The following is a 22,351-nucleotide window of genomic DNA, read 5'->3' on the forward strand; positions in this document are numbered from 1 at the left end:
GGTGGGGTCCCTGCTACGCGCCGCCCAGATAGGCCTTTCTGACGTCCTGATTCCCGAGCAGCTCCTCGCCGCTGCCGCTCAGGCGGATCTGGCCGTTGACCATCACATACCCGCGGTCGGAGAGCTTTAGCGCATGGTGCGCGTTCTGCTCCACGAGGAAGATCGTCATTCCGTTGCGCGCCAGCTCCCGCAGGGTCTGGAAGATCTGCTTCACCACGATGGGCGCTAACCCCAGGCTCGGCTCATCGAGCAGCAGCAGTTTTGGCCGACTCATCAGGGCCCGGGCGATCGCCAGCATCTGCTGCTCGCCGCCGGACATGGTCATCGCCCGCTGCTTACGCCGCTCTTTCAGGCGCGGAAAGAGGTCAAACATGCTCTGCAGATCCTCTGCAGCATACTGATTGCCGATGGGGATGGTGCCCATCAGCAGGTTCTCTTCGACGGTCATATCGGGGAAGATGCGCCGTCCTTCGGGGGCCTGGGCAATGCCGCCTGAGGCCACGTAGTGGGTCGATTTATGGCTGATGTCTTCGCCGCAAAACAGGATTTGCCCGTCGCGCACCCGGGGCTGGCCGAAAATCGACATCAGCAGGGTCGACTTGCCCGCCCCGTTAGCGCCGATCAGAGCCACGGTTTCGCCGGGATTCACCTGCAACGACACCTGCTTTAGCGCCTGGATCACCCCGTAATAGACATCCACCTGACGAAACTCCAGCATCGCCTCACTCATATACTGACCTCGCTCTCATCGGTGCCCAGATAGGCAGCAATGACTTTTTCATCGTGCTGGATTTGCGCCGGTTTACCCTGGGCAATCACATCCCCGTGGTCGAGGACGATGATGTGATCCGATATCTCCATCACCATGCCCATATCGTGCTCGATCAGCAGGACGGTGATGTCATGACGATCGCGCAGGAAACGGATGATGTTACTCAGCGTGTGGGTCTCTACCGGGTTGAGTCCAGCGGCCGGTTCATCGAGGCAGATCATCTCCGGCCCGGTACACATGGCGCGGGCAATCTCGAGCCGCCGCTGCTGGCCGTAGGACATCTCGCCCGCCAGGCGGTTGGCGCAGTCCACCAGATCCACCACCTCCAGCCAGTAAAAGGCCCGGTCGAGGGCGTCGCTCTCCGCCCGCCGGTAGGCCGGGGTGTTGAGCACTCCGGCCAGCAGGTTGCGGTTCACCCGCATGTGCTGTGCCACCAGCAGGTTCTCCACCACCGACATCTCGCGGAACAGGCGGATGTTCTGGAAGGTGCGCGCCAGCCCGGCGCGGTTGACCAGATGGGTACCGCCAAACATCTTGTAGAACAGCCGCTGGCCGAACTGCGCCGGGTTGATCCAGTCCCCCGGCTGGAATTTCTGTCCGAGGATCTGGATCACGTTGGTGGTTTTGCTCCGGGTGTTGAACAGAATATTGCCCCCGGAGGCCTTATAAAACCCGGTCAGGCAGTTGAACACTGTGGTTTTCCCCGCGCCGTTGGGCCCGATCAGGGCGGTGATCGAGCCGCGCTGCACCTCGAGATTAACGTCGTTGAGCGCCTTGATGCCGCCAAAGTGCATCATCAGATGCTCCACGCTTAAGATGGTCCCGTTCATGGTGCCACTCCTTTACGCACCGCAAACCCGCTGCGGTTAATACGGATCAGCCCGCGCGGCCGCCAGATCATCATCACCACCATTAACACGCCAAACAGCAGCACCCGGTACTCGGCAAAGGTGCGCAGCAGCTCGGGGGTTACGGTGAGCACGAAGGCGGCCAGCACCACCCCGAGAGTGGAGCCCATCCCGCCTAACACCACGATGGCGAGGATCAGGGCCGACTCAAAGAAGGTGAACGAGGTGGGGTTAACAAACCCCTGATAGGTCGCGAAGAACACCCCGGCAATCCCCGCGGTAGAGGCCCCGAGGGTAAAGGCCGACAGTTTAACCAGCACATGGTTAAGGCCCATGGAGCGACAGGCAATTTCATCTTCGCGCAGTGCTTCCCAGGCGCGGCCAATTGGCATCCGCGTCAGGCGGTGCTTGATGTACAGCACCAGCAGTACCACCAGCAGCAGAATGGCGTAGATGAAGATGAACTTCAGATTGGGGTTAAAGGTGATATTGAAGAACTCATGGAACGGCACGCCGCCATCTTTGGCCCGTCGGCCAAACTCCAGCCCGAACAGGGTCGGGGGTGGGGCGGAGATGCCGTTCGGCCCGCCGGTAAAGGTCAGCCAGTTGTTCAGCACCAGGCGGATGATCTCTCCGAAGCCGAGGGTCACAATCGCCAGATAGTCGCCGTGCATCCGCAGCACCGGGAAGCCGAGCAAGGCTCCGGCCGCGGCGGCCATCAGCGCCGCCAGCGGCAGCATGGTCCAGAAGCCGAGCCCCAGATACTGATAGCCCAGCGCCAGGCCGTAGGCACCGATGGCGTAGAAGGCGACATAGCCGAGGTCCAGCAGGCCCGCGAGACCGACCACGATATTCAACCCGAGGCCTAGCAGGACGTAGATCAGGCCGAGGATCGCCACCGTCAGCACGTACTTGGTGGCGACGAACGGAAAACAGACCGCCAGGGCGATAATCAGCGGCAGGATCCAGCGCATCCGGCTTTTGTACTCCGGCGGGCGGACGTAGACCCCTGAGTTATCGTTGTCGAAGCGGGCCATCACGCGTCGGCCCGGCGCGGTAGATAAAAAGGCGCTCAGTAGAAATCGGCCCGTCATCACCGTGGCGATGATCCACGCCAGCCGCCGTCCTTCGAAGTTAAAGCTGTAGCCGTCCAGCACCACGCCGGCGATCGGACCAAATACGATCAGCGCCACCATGCCGGCAAAAATGGCGTCGAGAAGACAGCGCTTAAGCGAAAAACCGTCGTGGGATACGGTTTGCGAAACGATTTGTGCAGTCATCTTTTTTCCCTCATACCTTAGCCACGACAGGGCGGCCAAGCAGTCCCTGAGGACGGAAAATCAGGATCACCACCAGCAATCCAAAGGAGAACACGTCTTTATAGTCAGAGTTCACCATGCCGGAGAACTGCGCCTCGGCAATGCCGAGGATTAGCCCCCCGAGCATCGCGCCGGGCAGGGAGCCTATCCCCCCGAGGACGGCGGCGGTGAAGGCTTTAATCCCGATGATAAACCCGGCGTAAAAATCAAAGGTGCCGTAGTTCATGGTGATCAGCACCCCCGCCAGCCCGGCCATCGCCGCGCCAATCACGAACACCAGGGAGATTATCCGGTCGGTATTGATGCCCAGAATCGACGCCATCTTGCGATCCTGCTGCACGGCGCGGCACATCCGCCCGAGCCGGGTCTGGCTGATGATCCAGGTGAGCAACAGCATCCCGGTGAACGAGGCGATCAGAATGAAGACTTTGGTGTAGGTGATCTGCACAAAGCCCTCGCCAATATGAAAACGCAGCACCCCGTCCAACATGGTGGGGACCCCCTGCTGGCGTGGACCCTGGCTGATCTGAGCGTAGTTTTGCAGGATCAGCGACATGCCGATGGCGGAGATCAGCGGCGCCAGGCGCGTGGAGTTACGCAGCGGTTTATAGGCGATGCGCTCGATGGTCCAGCCATATACCCCCGTCACCACGATGGTGAAGACCAGCGTGCCGAGGATCAGCAGCGGGAAGGATTCCAGCCCGAAGAAGGAGAGGAGCGCCAGGCCGATGGCGCAGAGATAGGCAGAGATCATATACACTTCGCCGTGAGCGAAGTTAATCATGCCGATAATGCCGTAGACCATGGTGTAGCCGATGGCGATCAATCCGTAGACCGACCCCAGCGTCAGGCCATTGATTAACTGCTGCAGAAAGAAAGTTTCCATCATCGCGCGCTCGTGTTATAGGCCGCCGGTTGCGGTGCGGCCCGATGGTTTTAGTGCGTCGGTATGTCGCCATACCGACGTTGAGCGTGATTCCGTCCCGTTACTGCACTTCCTTATATTTACCCTTGTCGTCCCACTCATACACCACGTAGTCAGAGACTTTCAGGTCGCCTTTGCTGTCCCAGGATTTTTTGCCCATTACGGTATCCACCGAATTGGCCTTCAGCCATTCGCTGGCTTTCGCCGGATCGGAACCGGTGGCTTTAAAGGCCGCAGCAATGGCCTGTACGGAGGCGTAAGAGTAGAGGGTGTAACCTTCTGGCTCGAATTTACCGGCGCGGAATTTGTCGATCACCGCTTTGCCTTCCGGGATCAGGCGCGGGTCTTTACCGAAGGTCATATAGATGCCGTTGGTGTACTGCGCGCCCCCGGCAGCGGTGACCATCTCTTCGTTGACGATGCAGTCGCCGGAGAAGAATTTGGCCTGCACGCCCTGCTCACGCATCTGGCGCACCAGCGGGCCCGCTTCCGGGTGACAGCCGCCAAAGAAGACCACGTCCGGCTTCTGGGCACCGATTTTGGTCACCAGCGCGTTAAAGTCTTTTTCGCCGCGCGACAGGCCTTCGTACATCACATCCTTAACGTCACGTTTCGCCAGCGCCGCTTTGGTGGCATCCGCCAGCCCCTGGCCGTAGGTGTCTTTGTCGTGAATGATCACCACCCGTTTGGCCTTCAGCTTATCAATAATAAAATCAGCGGCGACCTGACCCTGCTGGTCATCGCGACCGCACATGCGGAACATGTCGTTCATCCCGCGCTCGGTGATCAGCGGGTTGGTGGAGCCGGGGGTGATGGCGAGTACGCCAGCGTCGTTATAGACCTCGGAGGCCGGCATGGTGGAGGAGGAGCAGAAGTGGCCGACCACGGCTTTGACCTTATCCTGGTCAACCAGACGGTTAGCGACCGAGACGGCCTGCTTCGGTTCACAGGCGTCATCGCCCTGCACCAGTTTGATCTTCTCGCCATTAATGCCGCCCGCGGCGTTAATGTCTTCCGCGGCCTGCGTCGCGCCGTGCCAGTATTGATCTCCGTAGGTTGCGTTCGGCCCGGTGAAGGGTCCTGCCACGCCAATCACGATATCAGCCTGGGCGGAAAACGCCGTCACCAGACACCCTGCCAGCACGATAGAGAGAGGACTTCTGATCAATTTCAGCGACATTATTATGTACCTTTTCTGAGTGGTTTTATGCACGAACCCTGTGTAGCCGAACGCCGGAGGCGTACCCAATCCAAAACGTATTCAAAACGTAATGCACTAAACGGACGACATACCGCAGAAACAGGCGAGATTGCCTGAAGGTTTTCACCCTCAGGACAACAGTAAGCAAAATGGTTGCCAGAACGGCAGCGTATTGCCAGTGTTTCGACAATTTTCAGTATAGAGCGCCGTTTTAAGCCACCCGGCACCACGAAGTGAAATTACAGCGGGGATCACATCTCATTAACAACAAAGCACATAAGTTGTGCAACGGTCACGATTTGAACCGTTTTGCACCACTAAAGCGCCCGGTAACGGCAGGGGAAAGGGACCGTGTAACGGGGTTTCTGTGTTAATCTGCACGCAATTCTATTCTGCAGGAGATTTACCCATGACCGAAGGCCCGTTAAACGAAACCGAAATGGAGTGGCTGGAAGAGACCTTAATGACCTACGGTAATGACGCCGAATCCGTGATGGACGTCTCGGAGCTCGACGGGATGCTGACCGCGGTGCTGTCTGGCCCGGTGGTGGTTGAGCCGGACCGCTGGCTGGTGGCGGTGTGGGGCGGTGAGAAAAACATTCCGCGCTGGAAGAACGATCGCGAGATGAACCGCTTTATCGATCTCTGCTTCAAGCACATGAACGACATCGCCGAGCGCCTGAGCGACTACCCGGAACAGTTTGAACCGATGTTTGGTATGAACGATGTCGAGGGTGAAACCTATACCGTGGTGGAAGAGTGGTGCTTCGGCTATATGCGCGGCGTGGCGTTGACCGACTGGTCATCCCTGCCGGAGTCCCTGCGTGCCGATCTGGATTTGATCGCCCTGCACGGCTCCGAAGAGAACTTTGAGCGCCTGGATAGCTTCAGCGAAGAGGAGTTCCAGCAGAGCATCGAGAGCATTCGTCCTGCGGCGCTGCGTCTGTACAACTACTGGATTGCCAACCCGCAGGAGCCGGTCGCCCAGCAGCCGGTGATCAACGGCACCAAAGTCGGTCGCAACGATCCCTGCCCGTGCGGCAGCGGTAAGAAATTCAAGAACTGCTGTCTGCATTAACAGCGCCCGGCGGCGCTTCGCTTGCACGGCCAACAGGTATCGTAGGCCGGGTAAGCGCAGCGCCACCCGGCACAACGGCTTATCCCACTGCCGGTAACAGCCCCGCCGCAATCCCGAACTGCACCAGAATGATCGCAATCCCGCAGGCGAAGACCAGACACAGCGCCGGTTTCCCGCCTGGCACCCGGTAGTCGCCGCCTGGATGATGCTTACGGCTCTGCCAGACCAGCAGCGACGGCAGCAGCAGTGCCAGCACCGCCAGCGCCACACCTGCATACCCCAGCGCCATCACAAACCCACGCGGATAAAACAACGCAAAGGCCAGCGGCGGCAGGAAGGTGATCGCCCCGGTCTGAATACGCCCGCTAACGGTGCGGCTGCGCTGGAACAGATCGGCAAGGTAATCGAACAGGCCCAGCGCCACGCCAAGGAACGAGGTCGCCAGGGCGAGGTCGGCAAACAGATGCACCGCCAGCTCCACGTGCGGCGATGCGACCACTTCCCGCAGGGCCTGCAGCAGCCCGTTCAGGCCGGTATGGCTGGCCAGCATCCCCATAAAGGTCGATGAGTTGATGCTGCCTAGCGTCACCAGCTGCCAGAAGATATACGCCACCAGCGGGATGGCGCTGCCGGTGATAAAGATCCAGCGCAGCTTGCGCACGTTGCCATTCATATAGCTGACGATGCTCGGCACGCTGCCGTGAAAGCCAAACGAGGTAAAAATCACCGGGATGGCCGACAGCGCCAGCCCTTTCTCCAGCGGCAGGGTCAGCAAGTTGACTTTATGAATGTGCGGTGCCAGTAGCGCCAGCATCACCACCAGGAAGAGGATTTTTGCCGAGAACAGAAAACGGTTGAACAGATCCACCAGCGAGGTGCCCACGCAGACCACGCCGCCGCCAATCAGGGTAAAGAAGATCACCCCGGTGGTGGGGGAGATATCGGCGTTAAACCAGTCGTTAACGCTGGAGGCGATAAGCTCACCCGCGCCGCTGATATAGGCCGCGGTCAGGGCATACATCAGGAACATCATGCTAAAGCCGGTGATCCACTGGCCGAAGCGGCCCAGATAGCGCCCGGCCAACGATCCCAGTCCGGTATCGGCAGGAACGTGCTGATACACTTCCAGCAGCAGCAGGGCGGTGTAACACATCAGCGCCCAGAGTACGCCCAGTAACACCAGCGTGACGCCAAACCCGACGCCCGCCGCTGCCAGCGGCATCGCCAGCATCCCGGCCCCAATCGTCGTTCCGGCGACGATGAAAATACTTCCCAGCGTTCTGTTCTTCACGTTTTCCTCTACGGCCTTGCACTATCGCGACAAAATCTGCGGCGCAGAGTAAGGTAAAAGCGCAGATTCGTCAAACAGCCGTTACAACACCTGTAAAGTCAGCTTTACGAAATTAATCACAATCCGCGGGCAGGGAGATCGAAAGCGAATCCTGCGCCAGCGCAAGGCGGGCAGGGGCAGAACCTGTCAGGCTGCGCCTTTCATTCAGGAGGGTTTATGGCATCCATACATGGGCACGACGTGCTGACGATGATGATAGAGTCTGGTGAGCAGTACACCGAAGCGAGCCTGGTGGCGGCAATTACCGCACGGTTTGGTGAGGAAGCGCGTTTTCACACCTGTTCGGCGGCGGAAATGACTGCGACGGAGCTGGTGGCTTTTCTGGCGGCACGCGGGAAATTTATTCCGCGGGATAGCGGGTTTTCAACCCACGAAAGTAAAATGTGTCGACATTAAAAATAATGCGGCGCCGGAAGGCGCCGCGTTAATATTAATTTTGTGCATCGAGCGTCGACAGCTCTTTATCAATGAAGTACAGCCCTTCACCGGATTTCCCGGCCAGCGACAGTTTATCGAGAACCGATTTAAACAGTTTCTCTTCTTCATGCTGTTCTGCCACATACCACTGCAGGAAATTAAAGGTGCCATAATCCTGGCCGGTCATGGCCGCATGGACCAGTTCGTTAATTTTCTGGGTGATCAGCTGCTCGTGCTCGTAGGTGGCGCGGAAAAGTTCGTCCAGCGAGGCGTATTCGGCAAACGGTGAAGCCACCGGTGTAATGCGCGGCAGGCTGCCGGTATCGGTAAGATAATCAAAGAGACGCTGCATGTGGGTCATCTCTTCCTGCGCGTGACGGCGCATAAATGCCGCGGCGCCCTCAAAACTGTGATAGCTACACCAGGCGCTCATCTGCTGATAGAGCAGGGAAGAGTAAAGCTCCAGATTCATTTGCTCATTAAGCTTGTCGATCATTTCAGTTTTAAGCATGGTGCAGCTCCGTATTATTATTAACTGGTCAACGTGAGCGTCACTATAATTTGTTATTTATTTATTTGCAAAAAGTAAAATAAATATTTAAATAATCATAATACGAATGGGAATAAAACGCATTGCGGGTAATTTAATTCTATTAATGAGAATTATTCTGTTTCGTGTTTGAAATATTATTGCCAGCAGGACCGCTGGCAACGGAATTAATAATACGCGGGGGTGACGACGGGCTGCGGGGCATAGCCATGACACTGATACTGGATGGTCATGGTTTCATTAAGGCACAGCGAGCCGCTGATGAGGCTACAGGTTTTGATCGGCTGACCGTAGGCCATAGCCGTGCTGTACCCCATCGCCTGGCATTCACGGGTCGCGGTGCCGCTGGTGACGTAGTCGTCATAGCGGGCGTTCTGCAACATGGCCTGATCGTAATTGAGCATGACAACACCTGACGTGACGTCGACGCTGCTGACTTCTGCTTGCCGGGTGACGCCGCAGCCTGCCAGCAACAGGAGCAGGCCGCCAGTGCATAATCTCTTCATAGAACACTCTGAATGCGTTGAAATAACCTATACTAGCGGCTGATGTGCATCGCAATGCCAGGATTAAACGCCTGTTCTGCCCCTTCTCTTTGCTACGAGCCCCGGCTCCTTCAATCCTACGCCATCCGTTTCTTAATGGTGGCAAAAACGCGCCTGAGTACAAAATTGTGAGCGCATCTTTGTTTTTTGAAACTATTTTTCACTTAATTTGAAAGTGTGTTTGCTTAGTAGTAAGGTTGAACAGGTAAGCTATTCACAGCGGGATGCCCCGCATCGCATTCAGGAGACGAAGAATGAAAATTGCACTGATGATGGAAAACAGCCAGGCGCCAAAAAACGCCATCATCCTCAAGGAATTGAACGCCGTTGCTGAAGAGAAAGGTTTCCCGGTCTACAACGTTGGGATGAGCGACGAAAACGATCACCACCTGACCTATATTCACCTGGGGATCATGGCGAGCATTCTGCTGAACTCAAAAGCGGTTGATTTCGTCGTGACCGGTTGCGGTACCGGCCAGGGCGCGCTGATGTCCCTGAACATCCACCCGGGCGTGGTGTGCGGCTACTGCATCGATCCGGCGGATGCTTTCCTGTTTGCCCAGATCAACAACGGTAACGCGCTCTCCCTGCCATTCGCCAAAGGCTTCGGCTGGGGTGCAGAGCTGAATGTTCGCTTCATCTTCGAAAAAGCCTTCACCGGTCGTAAAGGCGAAGGTTATCCGCAGGACCGTAAAGAGCCGCAGGTTCGCAACGCCGGCATTCTGAACCAGGTGAAAGCTGCGGTTGTTAAAGAGAACTATCTCGACACCCTGCGTGCTATCGATCCAGAGCTGGTCAAAACGGCGGTGACCGGCCAGCGTTTCCAGCAGTGCTTCTTTGAGAACTGCCAGGATAAAGAGATCGAAGCCTTTGTCCGCGGTATTATCGGCTAAGTTGCCAACATCAGGAAGAAGCCAGCTTGCGCTGGCTTTTTTTATGCCCGCTTTCTGGATACCGCACTGCCGGCATCTTTCACCAGCCGCAGGGTATCGAACATCCCCAGCAGACAGACCAGCGCAATCGCCACAAACGCCAGGCGGAAGCTGATCCCCGGCAGCGCCGCCATCCCCAGCATCTCGCTGCATAACTCCCCGATCCGGATCCCAATCGCGCCGAGGGTGATCCCCAGTCCCACCGCCAGCTGGGTGGCGGTCGAGAACAGGGTATTGGCATAGCTCATCTGCGGGGAAGGGACGTCGGCAAAGGCGAGGGTGCTGATGGCGGTAAACTGTATGGAACGGAATACGCCGCCCAGATAGAGCACCAGCATGATGACCCACACCGGGGTTTGCGGCGTCAGGAAGGCACAGGCCAGCAGAGCCAGCACGTTAAGCGCCCCGTTAATCAACAGCAGCTTTTTAAAACCCAGCCCGCGGATCAGCGGGGTGGTCGCCGGTTTGATGGTCAGGTTGCCGACAAACACCGCCAGCACCAGCAAACCGGAGTGGAACGCATCCATGCCGAATCCCACCTGGAACAGCAGCGGCAGCAAAAACGGTACGGCGCTGATAGAGGCGCGAAACAGCGACCCGCCGTACATGGTCACGCGGAAGGTGGGTACCTTCAGGGCGTCGAGGCGGATCATCGGCCATTCAGCGCGCCGGAAATGGCGCAGGGCATAAATCAAAGTCACAACCCCGACGGCCAGCAGCGCGATGGTAAGTGCGGTATTCACCTCCTGCGCCCCCATCATCTCCATGGCGCAGACCAGGCTCACCATGGCTATCGAAGTGGCGATAAAGCCCGGGGTGTCGAACGGCCGACGGGTTTCCTCATAGATGTCCGGGATGATGCGCAGCGCCAGCACGATGGCAATCAGCCCCAGCGGCACGTTAATAAAGAAGATCCAGCGCCAGTTGGCATAGCTGGTAATAAAGCCGCCCAGCGGCGGGCCGATGATCGGTGCCACCAGCGCGGGCCAGGTGAGGGTGGCAATGGCGGTGATCAGCAGATGTTTCGGGGTGGTGCGCAGCACCGCTAGCCGCCCGACCGGCACCATCAGCGCGCCGCCCATCCCCTGCAGGACGCGCATGGCGACGAACTGATCGACGCTGGTGGCGAGGCCGCACAGCACCGAGGCGAGGGTGAAGATCGCCAGCGCAAGGGTGAAGATTTTACGGGCACCAAAACGATCGGCAATCCAGCCGCTCGCCGGGATCAGCACCGCCAGGGTGATAAGATAGGCGCTGATGCCGATGTTAAGATCCACCGCCTGCACGCCGAAGCTTCTCGCCATATCGGGCAGCGCGGTGGCGATCACCGTCCCGTCGAGAAACTCCATAAAGAACGCGCCAGCCACCAACAGCGCGGCGGGGGAGATCCCGCTGGCCGCTTTACCGGAGATGTTTTCGGTCATTTTTCCTCTACCACTTAAAATTTTTTTTAAAAATTTACAGGAACAAGTACGCTTCTAATCGCATGATTTGTATTTATTTTTAACGGGAACGCTGTTTTATTTTAAATAAACTGCCGTGATGAATATCACAAAATCATTGATTTTTGTGATGGCGGTCATATTATAAGCGCATCAACAATAACACCTGCATAACAAATAGCCGGAGCAAAACAATGAAATTGCGCAAAATCCTGAAAAGCATGTTCGAATCCTACTGCAAGACCTTCAAGGACGTACCGCCAGGCGCGATGTTCTGATAACAAAAAACCTGCTTCGGCAGGTTTTTTTGTGCCTGCAGGCCGCATCAGGCCAGGTGTTTTGCTACTATGGCCGCCTTTCAAACAGGAGAAGCCTATGTCTCAAAACCTGAGTGCCGATCAGGAACTGATCTCTGACGTTGTTGCATGCCAGCTGGTCATCAAACAAATCCTTGATGTGATTGAAATCATCGCCCCGGCTGAGGTGCGCGAGAAGATGTCCAGCCAGCTCAGAAACATCGATTTCGCCAGCAATCCTGCGTCAGCCGACCCCGTCACGCTGCGCGCGGTTCAGAAAGCCATTGCGCTGATTGAACTGAAGTTCACGCCGCAGGGCGAGTCTCACTAAAATAAACCGACGTTTTGAATTTAGAAATGGTTTTGTGAGAATAAACTGAACGGGCGACCCAGGGTCGCCCGGAATGAGGGTTACATGAAGGTCTGCACCAGCAGATAGCTTACCGCACAGGCACAGCTGACCCCGATAAGCCCTGGCAGAATAAAGCTGTGGTTGATAATAAACTTGCCGATGCGCGTGGTGCCGGAGCGGTCAAAGCCAATGCAGGCGAGGTCGCTGGGGTAGGTGGGCAGAACGAAATAGCCGTACGACGCCGGGAAGAAGGCAATCAGCATCTTCGGATCGATCCCCAGCATTAACCCCATCGGGGCGACCGCGGTCAGCGCTGCCGCCTGGCTATTGACCAGTTTCGAGACCAGGAACAGCACGATGGCGTAGGTCCAGGGGTGACTTTTTACTACCCCCTCAAGGGCCATCTTCAGCTCATCCAGATGCGCCTGGAAAAACGTATCGCTCATCCACGCCACGCCAAAGACCGAGAAAATGGCCACCATCCCGGCTTTAAACACCGCCCCGTTTGAAATCGCCGCGGCATTCACTTTACATATCATCAGCATTACGGCCCCGGCGATCAGCATCATCATCTGGATCACCAGGTTCATCGACAGGGCCGTCATTTTACCTTTTACCTCAAAGGCCGGACGCAGCTCGGGCATAGCGCCCAGCAGCACCACGACGGCAATCCCGGCGAAGAAGATCCAGGTCGACCAGTAGGCCTGCTTCGGGAAGCGCTGATTCATTAAAGTGTCGGTGCTGCCGTAGATAAACTTACGCTGTTCAGGATCCTGCAGCCGGGCCTGAAACTCGTCGTCATCGGCCAGATCCTTGCCGCGGCGTAGACTCCAGAGCGCGGCAATCGCGACCCCTGCCAGCGAGGCCGGGACCGAAATTGCGAGGATCTGCAGAATGCCAAACGCCTGACCGACCCCGTGCTGTGCGGCAAGAATTGAGAGCAGCGAGACGACGGCAACCGACACCGGCGAGGCGGTAATCGCCATCTGTGAGGCAATAGACGCCACCGCCATCGGGCGCTCGGGGCGGATGCCTTTTTTCAACGCGATATCGGCGATGATCGGGAACATGGTATAGACCACATGGCCGGTGCCGCACAGGAAGGTGAGCATCCAGGTGGTGAAAGGGGCAAGCAGGGTGATGTGCTGCGGATGCCGCCGCAGCAGCCGTTCGGCAAACTGCATCATCACGTTCAGTCCCCCGGCCGTCTGCAGTGTGGCCGCACAGCCAATGACCGCCAGGATCGTCAGCATGACATCCACCGGAGGCTTACCAGGCTGAAGCCCAAAGACAAAGCTGAGAATAAACAGGCCAATGCCGCTTATCAGCCCCAGTCCCATCCCACCGAACCGGGTGCCAATGAGCAGGCACAGGATAATGACAATAAATTCAACGGTAATCATACGCATCCCTCGTCTGTGAAAATAAAATTTTCGCAAATCATTACACGGAGGAGGGTTATTCGGTGGGAGCCAGATCGAATTTGTTAAAGATTAAGAAAAGCAAAGGGTTGATTGCATTTTTGTAACAAAATTACCCGGCACAGGCCGGGTAAATGAGGTGACGTGCAGAATCAGTGGTGCTGGCAGTTGACGACGTTAAGCAGGTGGCGATCGGTCTGTTCAAGACCCATTCCGGTGCGACGCGCCTGGCGAACTTCATCGAGGACGGTTTTCAGTAATACCCCATCCTGCTGCTGTTCTTTTTCAATATCGTGCAGGAAGTTGAGCGTGGAGAGGTCCTGCATTTTACGCGCTTCATCCGTTAATTGATTCAGCGTCAGGGAGCGTTGTTCATACTCTTCCAGCGTGCGCTGGAAGACCGCTTCCAGGCAATTACACTCTTCATCAGACATATCGACGGGTTTCAGAACCGGCATGGCGCCTGATGCTTTCAGAAAATCAAAAACGCGCATCATCTGCGTGACGTTGCTCTGCGCCTGGGTGCGCAGGAAGGTCGCGGAGCCGTTTAGCTGATGTTCTGAACACCACTCGCTGAGGTGCAAGGAGAGGTTTGACGCATGAAACTCCAGATTCATCTGCGTGTTGAGCTTGTTGATCATATCCGAGACAGCCATATCCATTCCCTTTTGTTCGTTTATGTAACCTAAAAATAATCATCATTAACGATAGTTCACTCCAGAATAAAAGCATTCTGTTTTCCCTGTATGTGATCCCATATTCATTTCAGGCATCGGGTAAATTCATCATAACAGCGACTGCATTATAAGAAAATCCTTATAAATATATTCTTACTAAACCTTACCTCTCATCAGGAATTAAAAACAGTGAAGGATTTGGAGAGATATGGACAGACGGAGATGGCGTCTAACTGTTTGTTATTTATGGGTTTGTATAAATAAAATACAATCCGATCGATTACGTTATTTTATGTGTTGCCGGGTAGCAGCGAAAAAAGCGCTTAGCAAATAAATTTTTAATTATTCCTGCCAGGCGGAATAGAGATAATTCTTGTATTAATAGAATTATTACATCTGAGGAAAATTGCGCCGGATCATTTTTGTGGAAAATAGTGCGATATGTGATCCCGCAGGAAGTTTGTCGCTCTGGACTCTGTGAAAATGAAACATTGTTTTATCTTTCTATCTGACGGAGTTCTTATGGCAAAGGTTGCGGTGCTGCTGGCACCCGGATTTGAGGAGGCGGAAGCGATTATCACTATTGATATCCTGCGCCGTCTTAACATTGAGGTTGAAACCCTGGCCTGCGCCGGGTCGCGCGCGGTGGTGAGCTACCATACTATCCCGATGGTCGCGGACACCACCCTGAACGAGAGAATCGACACCTGGTACGACGCCGTGGTCCTGCCGGGCGGCCCGCAGGGCAGCGTCAATCTCGCTGCCAGCCCTGAGGTAGTGCGCTTTGTCGCCGCGCATGACGAAGCGGGCAAAATTATCGCGCCCATCTGCTCCGCCGCCGCGCGCGTGCTGGCCGGGAACGGGTTATTGAAAGGGCGTCGCTACGTCTGTTCGGGCGATCTCTGGCAGAGCGTTGAGGACGGCGTCTATGTCGATGCCCCGGTAGTGGAAGACGGCAACCTGATCAGCGGTAAAGGTCTGGGCCACGCCTTCGACTTCGCGCTAACCCTCTCCGCACGCCTGTTGGGCGATGAAGCGCCGGTGCGCGACCACGCCGATCACATCTACTATCGCTGGTAGGATCCTCGGGCGCGTTTGCGCCCGGCTTACAGGGATATCTTAGCTAATCTTATGGACTAATCTGCTTTAACCCTTTCTAATTGTCTGACAAATCCTTCCTTATTTATGTCATTTTTCGCTGAATGTATGTACGCAATTACTGTAATTCTGCGGTGTGATGGCGCTCTCTTATGGATGATTAATTTCCCGCTAAAACTATCTCAAGCAAATGCGCTTTAAACACGTCCGGCGCTAATGCCTTGTTTTAAGTCCGATTACGCAGAATTGAGACGTTGTTTCCCCTACAAAATAGAACGCTAAAGCTGGAGTTAACCATGCACAAATTTACTAAAGCGCTGGCGGCCATCGGTCTGGCTGCCGTTATGTCACAATCCGCTATGGCGGAGAACTTAAAGCTCGGTTTCCTGGTCAAGCAGCCGGAAGAGCCGTGGTTCCAGACGGAGTGGAAATTCGCTGACAAAGCCGGGAAAGATTTAGGCTTCGAAGTGATTAAAATTGCCGTGCCGGACGGTGAAAAAACGCTGAACGCCATCGACAGCCTGGCGGCCAGCGGTGCGAAAGGATTTGTCATCTGTACTCCGGATCCGAAGCTGGGCTCCGCCATCGTGGCGAAAGCGCGCGGATACGACATGAAGGTTATCGCGGTGGACGACCAGTTCGTCAACGCCAAAGGCAATCCAATGGACACCGTGCCGCTGGTCATGATGGCCGCGACCAAAATCGGCGAGCGTCAGGGTCAGGAGCTGTATAAAGAGATGCAAAAACGCGGCTGGGATGTGAAAGACACCGCCGTGATGGCCATTACCGCTGACGAACTGGATACCGCCCGCCGTCGCACCACCGGCTCGATGGATGCCCTGAAAGCGGCCGGCTTCCCTGAAAAACAGATCTACAAAGTGCCAACCAAATCTAACGATATCCCGGGCGCTTTCGATGCGGCCAACTCCATGCTGGTTCAGCACTCTGAAGTGAAACACTGGCTGGTGGTCGGGATGAACGACAACACCGTGCTCGGCGGCGTGCGCGCCACTGAAGGCCAGGGCTTCAAAGCGGCAGACGTGGTCGGTATCGGCATTAACGGCGTGGATGCGGTGAGCGAGCTCTCCAAAGCACAGGCGACCGGCTTCTACGGCTCTCTGCTGCCAAGCCCGGACGTTCACGGCTACAAATCCAGCGAAATGCTCTACAACTGGGTGACCAAAGGGGCAGAGCCAGCGAAATTTACTGAAGTGACCGACGTGGTGCTGATCACCCGCGACAACTTCAAAGCCGAGCTGGAGAAAAAAGGACTGGGCGGTAAGTAATTTACTGTGATTGTGCCCCCCGAAGCCTGGGGGGCCAGACGTTCACGACGCGATCCCCGGAGACGCTATGCAACACTCTGAACCCTATCTCTCATTTCGCGGCATCGGCAAAACCTTTCCCGGTGTCAACGCGCTAACCGACATCAGCTTTGACTGTTACCCGGGTCAGGTTCATGCCCTGATGGGGGAGAACGGCGCCGGAAAATCCACGCTGTTGAAGATCCTCAGCGGCAACTACTCCCCCACGACGGGCACCCTGGCGATACAGGGCAAAGAGGTCGCCTTTGCGGATACCACCGCCGCGCTGAACGCCGGCGTCGCCATCATCTACCAGGAGCTGCATCTGGTGCCGGAGATGACGGTCGCGGAGAACATCTATCTTGGCCAGCTCCCGCATAAGGGCGGTTTTGTGAACCGTTCGCTGCTCAACTATGAAGCCGGTCTGCAGCTGAAGCACCTCGGGCTGGATATTGACCCACAGACCCCGCTCAAATACCTCTCCATCGGCCAGTGGCAGATGGTTGAGATCGCCAAAGCGCTGGCGCGCAATGCCAAAGTCATCGCTTTTGATGAACCAACCAGCTCGCTGTCGGCACGCGAAATCGAGAACCTGTTCCGGGTGATCCGCGAGCTGCGTAAAGAGGGGCGCATCATTCTGTACGTGTCGCACCGCATGGAAGAGATCTTCGCCCTCAGCGATGCCATCACCGTGTTCAAAGATGGCCGTTATGTTCGCACCTTCACCGATATGCAGCAGGTCAACCACGACCAGCTGGTGCAGGCGATGGTGGGCCGCGAGTTGGGGGATATCTACCACTGGGAGCCGCGCCAGTACGGCGGCGAGCTGCTGCGTCTGGAAGAGGTTAAAGCCCCGGGCGTCCGCACGCCAGTCAGCCTCACCGTGCGCAGCGGTGAGATCGTCGGCCTGTTCGGGCTGGTGGGGGCAGGGCGCAGCGAGCTGATGAAAGGGCTGTTTGGCGGAACCCGTATCACCGGCGGCCAGGTCTTTATCGACGGACAGCCGGTCGATATTCAGAAACCGGCGCACGCCATTCGCGCGGGGATGATGCTCTGCCCGGAAGACCGAAAAGCCGAGGGGATCATCCCGGTGCATTCGGTACGGGACAACATCAATATCTCGGCGCGGCGCAAGACCATCCGTGCCGGGTGCCTGATTAACGATACGTGGGAGGTCAGCAATGCCGATCACCACATTCGCTCGCTCAATATCAAAACCCCGGGCGCCGAGCAGCTGATCATGAACCTCTCCGGCGGGAACCAGCAGAAGGCGATCCTGGGCCGCTGGCTGTCGGAAGAGATGAAGGTGATCCTGCTGGATGAACCGACCCGCGGTATCGACGTGGGGGCGAAGCACGAGATTTATAACGTGATTTACGCTCTGGCAAAACGCGGCGTAGCGGTGCTCTTCGCCTCCAGCGATCTGCCCGAAGTGTTGGGTGTGGCCGACCGTATCCTGGTGATGCGTGAAGGGGCCATTGCCGGTGAATTGCTTCATGAACAGGCGAATGAACAGCAGGCGTTAAGCCTCGCCATGCCTAAAGTCAGCCAGGCTGTCGCCTGAGTAAGGAGAATAAGATGTCCTCTGTCACTACATCCGGAGCGCCGAAATCGGCCTTCAGCTTTGGGCGGATCTGGGATCAATACGGCATGCTGGTGGTTTTCGCCGCGCTGTTCCTCGGTTGCGCCATCTTTGTGCCTAACTTTGCCACCTTCATTAATATGAAGGGGCTGGGTCTGGCGATCTCCATGTCCGGGATGGTCGCCTGCGGGATGCTGTTCTGCCTGGCGTCCGGCGACTTCGACCTGTCGGTGGCCTCGGTTATTGCCTGCGCCGGGGTGACGACCGCGGTGGTCATCAACATGACCGAAAGCTTGTGGATTGGCGTGGCGGCCGGGCTGCTGCTCGGCGTGCTCAGCGGGCTGGTGAACGGCTTCGTGATCGCGCGTCTGAAAATCAACGCCCTGATCACGACTCTCGCCACCATGCAAATCGTGCGCGGGCTGGCCTATATCATCTCTGACGGTAAAGCGGTAGGGATTGAAGACGAGCGCTTCTTCACTCTCGGCTATGCCAACTGGCTCGGTTTGCCTGCGCCTATCTGGCTCACCGTCGGCTGCCTGATCGTCTTTGGTTTCCTGCTGAACAGAACCACCTTTGGCCGTAACACCCTGGCGATTGGCGGTAATGAAGAGGCGGCACGACTGGCCGGTGTTCCGGTAGTTCGCACCAAGATCATCATCTTTGTGCTCTCCGGCCTGGTGTCGGCGGCAGCGGGGATAATCCTGGCTTCGCGTATGACCAGCGGCCAGCCGATGACCTCCATCGGTTATGAGCTGATCGTTATCTCTGCCTGCGTTTTAGGGGGGGTATCACTGAAAGGCGGCATCGGAAAAATCTCATATGTGGTGGCGGGGATCCTAATCCTGGGGACGGTAGAGAACGCGATGAACCTGCTGAACATCTCCCCGTTCTCGCAGTACGTGGTACGTGGCCTCATCCTGCTTGCAGCGGTGATCTTCGACCGTTACAAACAAAAAGCCAAGCGTACCCTTTAACCCGTTTTCCTGCCTTCCGCGACCTAACTTTTAAGTGTAGTCGCGACCTTAACCCCCTTTCCAGCCGCAGCGGGAAGGGGGTTGTCAAATGGCGAGCGCCGTCACACTGTCTATACTTACATGGCTACTGAGATGTTAACAGTTTTTCATCTCGCCAACTGTAAGGAGGATCAGGGTGGCCGATACGTTAACTTCACCGCCATTACTAGCTGAAAACTATGCGTACTTTTTTGACCTCGACGGGACCCTGGCAACCATCCAGCCGCATCCCGATGAGGTGGCGGTTCCCACAGAGGTGTTAGAGGCGCTCAATCAGCTCGCGCAGTTGAATCAGGGGGCACTGGCATTGATATCAGGGCGTTCAATGGCCGAGCTGGATCAGCTCGCCAGACCCTACCGTTTCCCGCTTGCCGGTGTACACGGGGCGGAGCGCCGCGACATCCATGGTCATTTGCAAACCGTTTCCCTTCCTCCGGATCTGGTCCAGACGCTGCATGCGCAGTTGACGACGGCACTTTTATGTCTGCCCGGCACCGAGCTTGAGGCTAAAGGGATGGCGTTTGCGCTCCACTATCGCCAGGCTCCCCAGTATCAGCAGGAAGTATTTAACCTGGCGGAAAAGATAGTGCACGACAATCCGCAGCTGTCACTTCAGCCGGGTAAATGCGTCGTTGAAATCAAACCGAGGGGCATCCATAAAGGTGAAGCTATCTCCGCCTTTATGCATGAAGCGCCTTTCCTCGGCAGAACGCCGGTGTTCTTTGGCGATGACTTAACCGATGAGCACGGCTTTGAGGTGGTCAACCAGCTTAAAGGGGTATCAGTGAAGGTCGGCGCGGGTGAGACCAAAGCCAGCTGGCGGCTGGCAACGGTACCCGACGTCTGGCAATGGGTAATAAAAGCCGCTAACCATCAACAAGAAAAAGAAATAGCGCAAATTAACAGGAGAAAACCTTATGGGTCGCTTGATCGTAGTTTCTAATCGCATCGCTCCCCCGGACGACAAAAAAGCCAGCGCAGGTGGCCTGGCTGTAGGGGTGCTGGGGGCGTTAAAAAGTACGGGGGGACTCTGGTTTGGCTGGAGTGGAGAGATTGGTAACGAGGATAAACCGCTAAAAAAGGTGACGCGCGGGAACATCACCTGGGCCTCGTTTAATCTCAGTGAAAAGAATTACGATGAATATTACAGCCAGTTCTCTAACGCCGTGCTGTGGCCAGCCTTCCACTATCGTCTCGACCTGGTGAAGTTTAAGCGTGAGGCCTGGGAAGGGTACTCGCGAGTGAATAGCCTGCTGGCCGATAAGCTGCAGCCGTTAGTCCAGCAGGATGACGTGGTATGGGTGCATGATTACCATCTGCTGCCCTTTGCCAGCGAGTTGCGTAAACGGGGCGTGAACAACCGCATCGGCTTCTTCCTGCATATTCCGTTCCCGACCCCGGAGATCTTCAACGCGCTGCCGCCAAGCGACGAGCTGCTGGAAGATCTCTGCGATTACGATCTGCTGGGCTTCCAGACCGAAAACGACCGACTGGCCTTCCTCGACAGCGTGGCCAGCAAAACGCGGCTGACGGCCCATGACGATGATTCGCACTCCGCATGGGGCAAGCGCTTCCGCACCGAAGTTTATCCTATCGGCATTGAGCCGGAAGAGATTGTTGAGCAAGCCTCCGGCCCGCTGCCGCCTAAGCTGGCGCAGCTTAAAGAAGAGCTTAAAAACGTTAAAAACATCTTTTCCGTTGAGCGTCTCGACTATTCAAAAGGGCTGCCGGAACGCTTCCAGGCTTACGAGACCTTGCTGGAGAACTATCCCGAGCACCACGGTAAGATCCGCTATACCCAAATCGCGCCCACCTCGCGCGGTGAGGTGCAGGCCTATCAGGACATTCGTCATCAGCTTGAAAACGAAGCCGGACGTATCAATGGCCGCTACGGTCAGCTGGGCTGGACGCCGCTGTTCTATCTTAACCAGCATTTTGAACGCAAAATTCTGATGAAAGTGTTCCGCTATGCCGACGTCGGGCTGGTCACGCCGCTGCGTGACGGGATGAATCTGGTGGCGAAAGAGTACGTGGCCGCGCAGGATCCGGCCGACCCGGGCGTGCTGGTATTGTCGCAGTTTGCCGGTGCCGCCAATGAGCTGACCTCGGCGCTGATCGTCAATCCTTACGATCGCGATGATGTCGCCAACGCCCTGCACCGGGCGCTGAATATGCCGCTGACGGAGCGTATCTCACGACATGCGGATATGATGAAGGTGATCCGCGAGAACGATATTGACCGCTGGCAGGCGCGCTTCATTGACGATCTGAACCAGATCACCCCCCGCAGCGTGGAGAGCAACCTGCAAAAAAAGGTCGCAACATTCCCTAAACTTGCCTGATAAATATTCCACTCAGCGCATTAAACTGCGCTGAGTGGAATTAACAGCACATCTACTTTACTGTTGCTAACGATTGTTTTTGCGCAACAGGCTGCCCGCGAAAAAAAACTGTGGTTATGGTTTCCGCAAATGACCAGGTCGACCTTCTGTTTTTGACATATATCAAATATCTGCTCGCTTAATTCCCCGGTTGCACAAACTGTTTGTGCAATGGGATATTCTGCGCGCGCAATAAGATCGCCCAGAAATTGCTGGGTTTCCTCCTGAAGAACGCCACGAATATCTTCCAGCATCGGTGCGGCTAGTTGATTATACATCTCAGGATCGGCGGAAAGGGTCACCAGAGTGATGCGCGCCTGGTTTGGTCGGGCGATAGCCACGGCTTTCGCGACCAGTTGATGGCTTTCGGGGGAAACAGAAACAGAAACAAGGATATGGGAGTAACTCATTGTACCCTCCGGACGTATCTGTCCATTAGCTCTTCCTCAGCTTTAGCGCGAATTTTCTGCTGACGCAAGGGGGGGCTATGACATTCCTGTGATGCTTATCATAATTATTCATTAAATATTCTTATGTAATGAATAGCGTTAACCCCTGCAAAGTGGGGTAAAACAGGGTTCTTAACGTAAATCATACAATTGAATTCCCCGCAAAAACAAGGGGATTACCCCAATGTAACAATCTTTCCGCCATAAACGAAAGAAATTACTTACGTATTCATCGGAGTTTTACTTATTTTATTTCAATGGCTTATGAGTCTGTTTCTATCTTAGATATGTTGTCGGTTTTGCAAATTTGTAAATTGTCAACCCCAGGCAAGAGGCGTGCCGGGTTTGTTCATACTTGTGCATGAATATTCGGCCATACAGAATATATCTGGATG

The 22,351-nt window shown here is 56.0% G+C and carries 23 protein-coding genes; 11 read left to right on the top strand and 12 right to left on the bottom strand.

The window, feature by feature from the left end:
• Positions 1 to 13: 13 nt before the first annotated feature.
• The 5 genes from V7Q49_RS01975 to V7Q49_RS01995 all read right to left on the bottom strand — a co-directional run bounded on the left by V7Q49_RS01975 (position 14) and on the right by V7Q49_RS01995 (position 5,044).
• Entirely contained in the window at positions 14 to 730 is a 717-nt protein-coding gene (locus V7Q49_RS01975) for an ABC transporter ATP-binding protein (RefSeq protein WP_333849055.1), read from the bottom strand.
• On the bottom strand, positions 727 to 1,602 hold the full coding sequence (locus V7Q49_RS01980; protein ID WP_333849056.1) for an ABC transporter ATP-binding protein: 876 nt from the start codon (positions 1,600 to 1,602) through the stop codon (positions 727 to 729). Before V7Q49_RS01980 ends, V7Q49_RS01975 begins: the two co-directional genes overlap by 4 nt.
• Positions 1,599 to 2,900 carry a high-affinity branched-chain amino acid ABC transporter permease LivM gene (gene livM / locus V7Q49_RS01985; RefSeq protein ID WP_333849057.1) on the bottom strand — a complete coding sequence of 434 codons (1,302 nt, stop codon included), beginning with the start codon at positions 2,898 to 2,900 and terminating at the stop codon, positions 1,599 to 1,601. The genes V7Q49_RS01980 and livM overlap by 4 nt, the downstream gene beginning before the upstream one ends.
• Before the next feature lie 10 nt (positions 2,901 to 2,910).
• A complete protein-coding gene (locus V7Q49_RS01990; RefSeq protein ID WP_333850467.1) occupies positions 2,911 to 3,825 on the bottom strand; it encodes an ABC transporter permease subunit in 915 nt (304 codons plus the stop codon).
• A 100-nt stretch (positions 3,826 to 3,925) separates the two neighbouring features.
• The gene (locus V7Q49_RS01995; protein WP_333849058.1) at positions 3,926 to 5,044 is read right to left on the bottom strand and encodes a branched-chain amino acid ABC transporter substrate-binding protein; all 1,119 of its coding nucleotides are present in this window, start codon (positions 5,042 to 5,044) and stop codon (positions 3,926 to 3,928) included.
• Between the two features lie 430 nt (positions 5,045 to 5,474).
• Here V7Q49_RS01995 and V7Q49_RS02000 point away from each other — a divergent pair, with 430 nt between their 5' ends.
• On the top strand, positions 5,475 to 6,143 hold the full coding sequence (locus V7Q49_RS02000; RefSeq protein WP_333849059.1) for a YecA/YgfB family protein: 669 nt from the start codon (positions 5,475 to 5,477) through the stop codon (positions 6,141 to 6,143).
• Positions 6,144 to 6,222: 79 nt separating this feature from the next.
• Here the strand turns inward: V7Q49_RS02000 and tyrP are convergent, their stop codons facing one another.
• Positions 6,223 to 7,434: a tyrosine transporter TyrP gene (gene tyrP / locus V7Q49_RS02005; RefSeq protein ID WP_333849060.1), complete on the bottom strand. Its 1,212-nt coding sequence runs from the start codon at positions 7,432 to 7,434 to the stop codon at positions 6,223 to 6,225.
• Between the two features lie 216 nt (positions 7,435 to 7,650).
• Between tyrP and V7Q49_RS02010 the strand changes: the two genes are divergently transcribed.
• On the top strand, positions 7,651 to 7,890 hold the full coding sequence (locus V7Q49_RS02010) for a YecH family metal-binding protein (RefSeq protein ID WP_333849062.1): 240 nt from the start codon (positions 7,651 to 7,653) through the stop codon (positions 7,888 to 7,890).
• Positions 7,891 to 7,924: 34 nt separating this feature from the next.
• Here V7Q49_RS02010 and ftnA read toward each other — a convergent pair whose 3' ends face one another.
• Both ftnA and yecR read right to left on the bottom strand, forming a co-directional pair.
• Positions 7,925 to 8,422: a non-heme ferritin gene (gene ftnA, locus V7Q49_RS02015; RefSeq protein ID WP_333849064.1), complete on the bottom strand. Its 498-nt coding sequence runs from the start codon at positions 8,420 to 8,422 to the stop codon at positions 7,925 to 7,927.
• A 206-nt stretch (positions 8,423 to 8,628) separates the two neighbouring features.
• Positions 8,629 to 8,967 (bottom strand): YecR family lipoprotein, encoded by a 339-nt coding sequence (gene yecR / locus V7Q49_RS02020; RefSeq protein WP_333849065.1) that lies wholly within the window; start codon positions 8,965 to 8,967, stop codon positions 8,629 to 8,631.
• 293 nt (positions 8,968 to 9,260) lie between these two features.
• On the opposite strand from yecR, the gene V7Q49_RS02025 reads away from it, so the two are divergent.
• Positions 9,261 to 9,899 (top strand): RpiB/LacA/LacB family sugar-phosphate isomerase, encoded by a 639-nt coding sequence (locus tag V7Q49_RS02025; RefSeq protein ID WP_333849066.1) that lies wholly within the window; start codon positions 9,261 to 9,263, stop codon positions 9,897 to 9,899.
• 41 nt (positions 9,900 to 9,940) lie between these two features.
• On the opposite strand, the gene V7Q49_RS02030 is transcribed toward V7Q49_RS02025, so the two are convergent.
• Entirely contained in the window at positions 9,941 to 11,362 is a 1,422-nt protein-coding gene (locus V7Q49_RS02030) for an MFS transporter (RefSeq protein WP_333849067.1), read from the bottom strand.
• 212 nt (positions 11,363 to 11,574) lie between these two features.
• Here V7Q49_RS02030 and azuC point away from each other — a divergent pair, with 212 nt between their 5' ends.
• Together azuC and V7Q49_RS02040 are read left to right on the top strand one after the other, a co-directional pair.
• Entirely contained in the window at positions 11,575 to 11,658 is an 84-nt protein-coding gene (gene azuC / locus V7Q49_RS02035; protein ID WP_098946254.1) for a stress response protein AzuC, read from the top strand.
• Positions 11,659 to 11,755: 97 nt separating this feature from the next.
• Complete coding sequence (locus tag V7Q49_RS02040; protein ID WP_106993370.1) at positions 11,756 to 12,007, top strand: DUF2766 family protein; 252 nt, start codon at positions 11,756 to 11,758, stop codon at positions 12,005 to 12,007.
• 80 nt (positions 12,008 to 12,087) lie between these two features.
• Here V7Q49_RS02040 and V7Q49_RS02045 read toward each other — a convergent pair whose 3' ends face one another.
• Positions 12,088 to 13,431 (bottom strand): anaerobic C4-dicarboxylate transporter, encoded by a 1,344-nt coding sequence (locus V7Q49_RS02045; RefSeq protein ID WP_333849069.1) that lies wholly within the window; start codon positions 13,429 to 13,431, stop codon positions 12,088 to 12,090.
• 170 nt (positions 13,432 to 13,601) lie between these two features.
• Positions 13,602 to 14,105 (bottom strand): non-heme ferritin-like protein, encoded by a 504-nt coding sequence (locus V7Q49_RS02050; RefSeq protein WP_333849070.1) that lies wholly within the window; start codon positions 14,103 to 14,105, stop codon positions 13,602 to 13,604.
• A gap of 543 nt (positions 14,106 to 14,648) precedes the next feature.
• Here V7Q49_RS02050 and V7Q49_RS02055 point away from each other — a divergent pair.
• The 6 genes from V7Q49_RS02055 (at position 14,649) to otsA (ending at position 21,468) form a co-directional block, all read left to right on the top strand.
• The gene (locus V7Q49_RS02055) at positions 14,649 to 15,206 is read left to right on the top strand and encodes a DJ-1 family glyoxalase III (protein ID WP_333849071.1); all 558 of its coding nucleotides are present in this window, start codon (positions 14,649 to 14,651) and stop codon (positions 15,204 to 15,206) included.
• Between the two features lie 314 nt (positions 15,207 to 15,520).
• Positions 15,521 to 16,510 (top strand): arabinose ABC transporter substrate-binding protein AraF, encoded by a 990-nt coding sequence (gene araF / locus V7Q49_RS02060; RefSeq protein ID WP_333849072.1) that lies wholly within the window; start codon positions 15,521 to 15,523, stop codon positions 16,508 to 16,510.
• A 67-nt stretch (positions 16,511 to 16,577) separates the two neighbouring features.
• On the top strand, positions 16,578 to 18,092 hold the full coding sequence (gene araG / locus V7Q49_RS02065) for an L-arabinose ABC transporter ATP-binding protein AraG (RefSeq protein WP_333849073.1): 1,515 nt from the start codon (positions 16,578 to 16,580) through the stop codon (positions 18,090 to 18,092).
• A gap of 14 nt (positions 18,093 to 18,106) precedes the next feature.
• Complete coding sequence (gene araH / locus V7Q49_RS02070) at positions 18,107 to 19,087, top strand: L-arabinose ABC transporter permease AraH (protein WP_333849074.1); 981 nt, start codon at positions 18,107 to 18,109, stop codon at positions 19,085 to 19,087.
• 175 nt (positions 19,088 to 19,262) lie between these two features.
• Positions 19,263 to 20,069: a trehalose-phosphatase gene (gene otsB / locus V7Q49_RS02075; RefSeq protein ID WP_333849075.1), complete on the top strand. Its 807-nt coding sequence runs from the start codon at positions 19,263 to 19,265 to the stop codon at positions 20,067 to 20,069.
• Entirely contained in the window at positions 20,044 to 21,468 is a 1,425-nt protein-coding gene (gene otsA, locus V7Q49_RS02080) for an alpha,alpha-trehalose-phosphate synthase (protein ID WP_333849076.1), read from the top strand. The genes otsB and otsA overlap by 26 nt, the downstream gene beginning before the upstream one ends.
• A gap of 20 nt (positions 21,469 to 21,488) precedes the next feature.
• Here the strand turns inward: otsA and uspC are convergent, their stop codons facing one another.
• Positions 21,489 to 21,917: a universal stress protein UspC gene (gene uspC, locus V7Q49_RS02085; RefSeq protein WP_333849077.1), complete on the bottom strand. Its 429-nt coding sequence runs from the start codon at positions 21,915 to 21,917 to the stop codon at positions 21,489 to 21,491.
• Positions 21,918 to 22,351: the final 434 nt, after the last annotated feature.

It is taken from the genome of Leclercia sp., from assembly GCF_036780805.1.
Lineage (GTDB): Bacteria > Pseudomonadota > Gammaproteobacteria > Enterobacterales > Enterobacteriaceae > Enterobacter.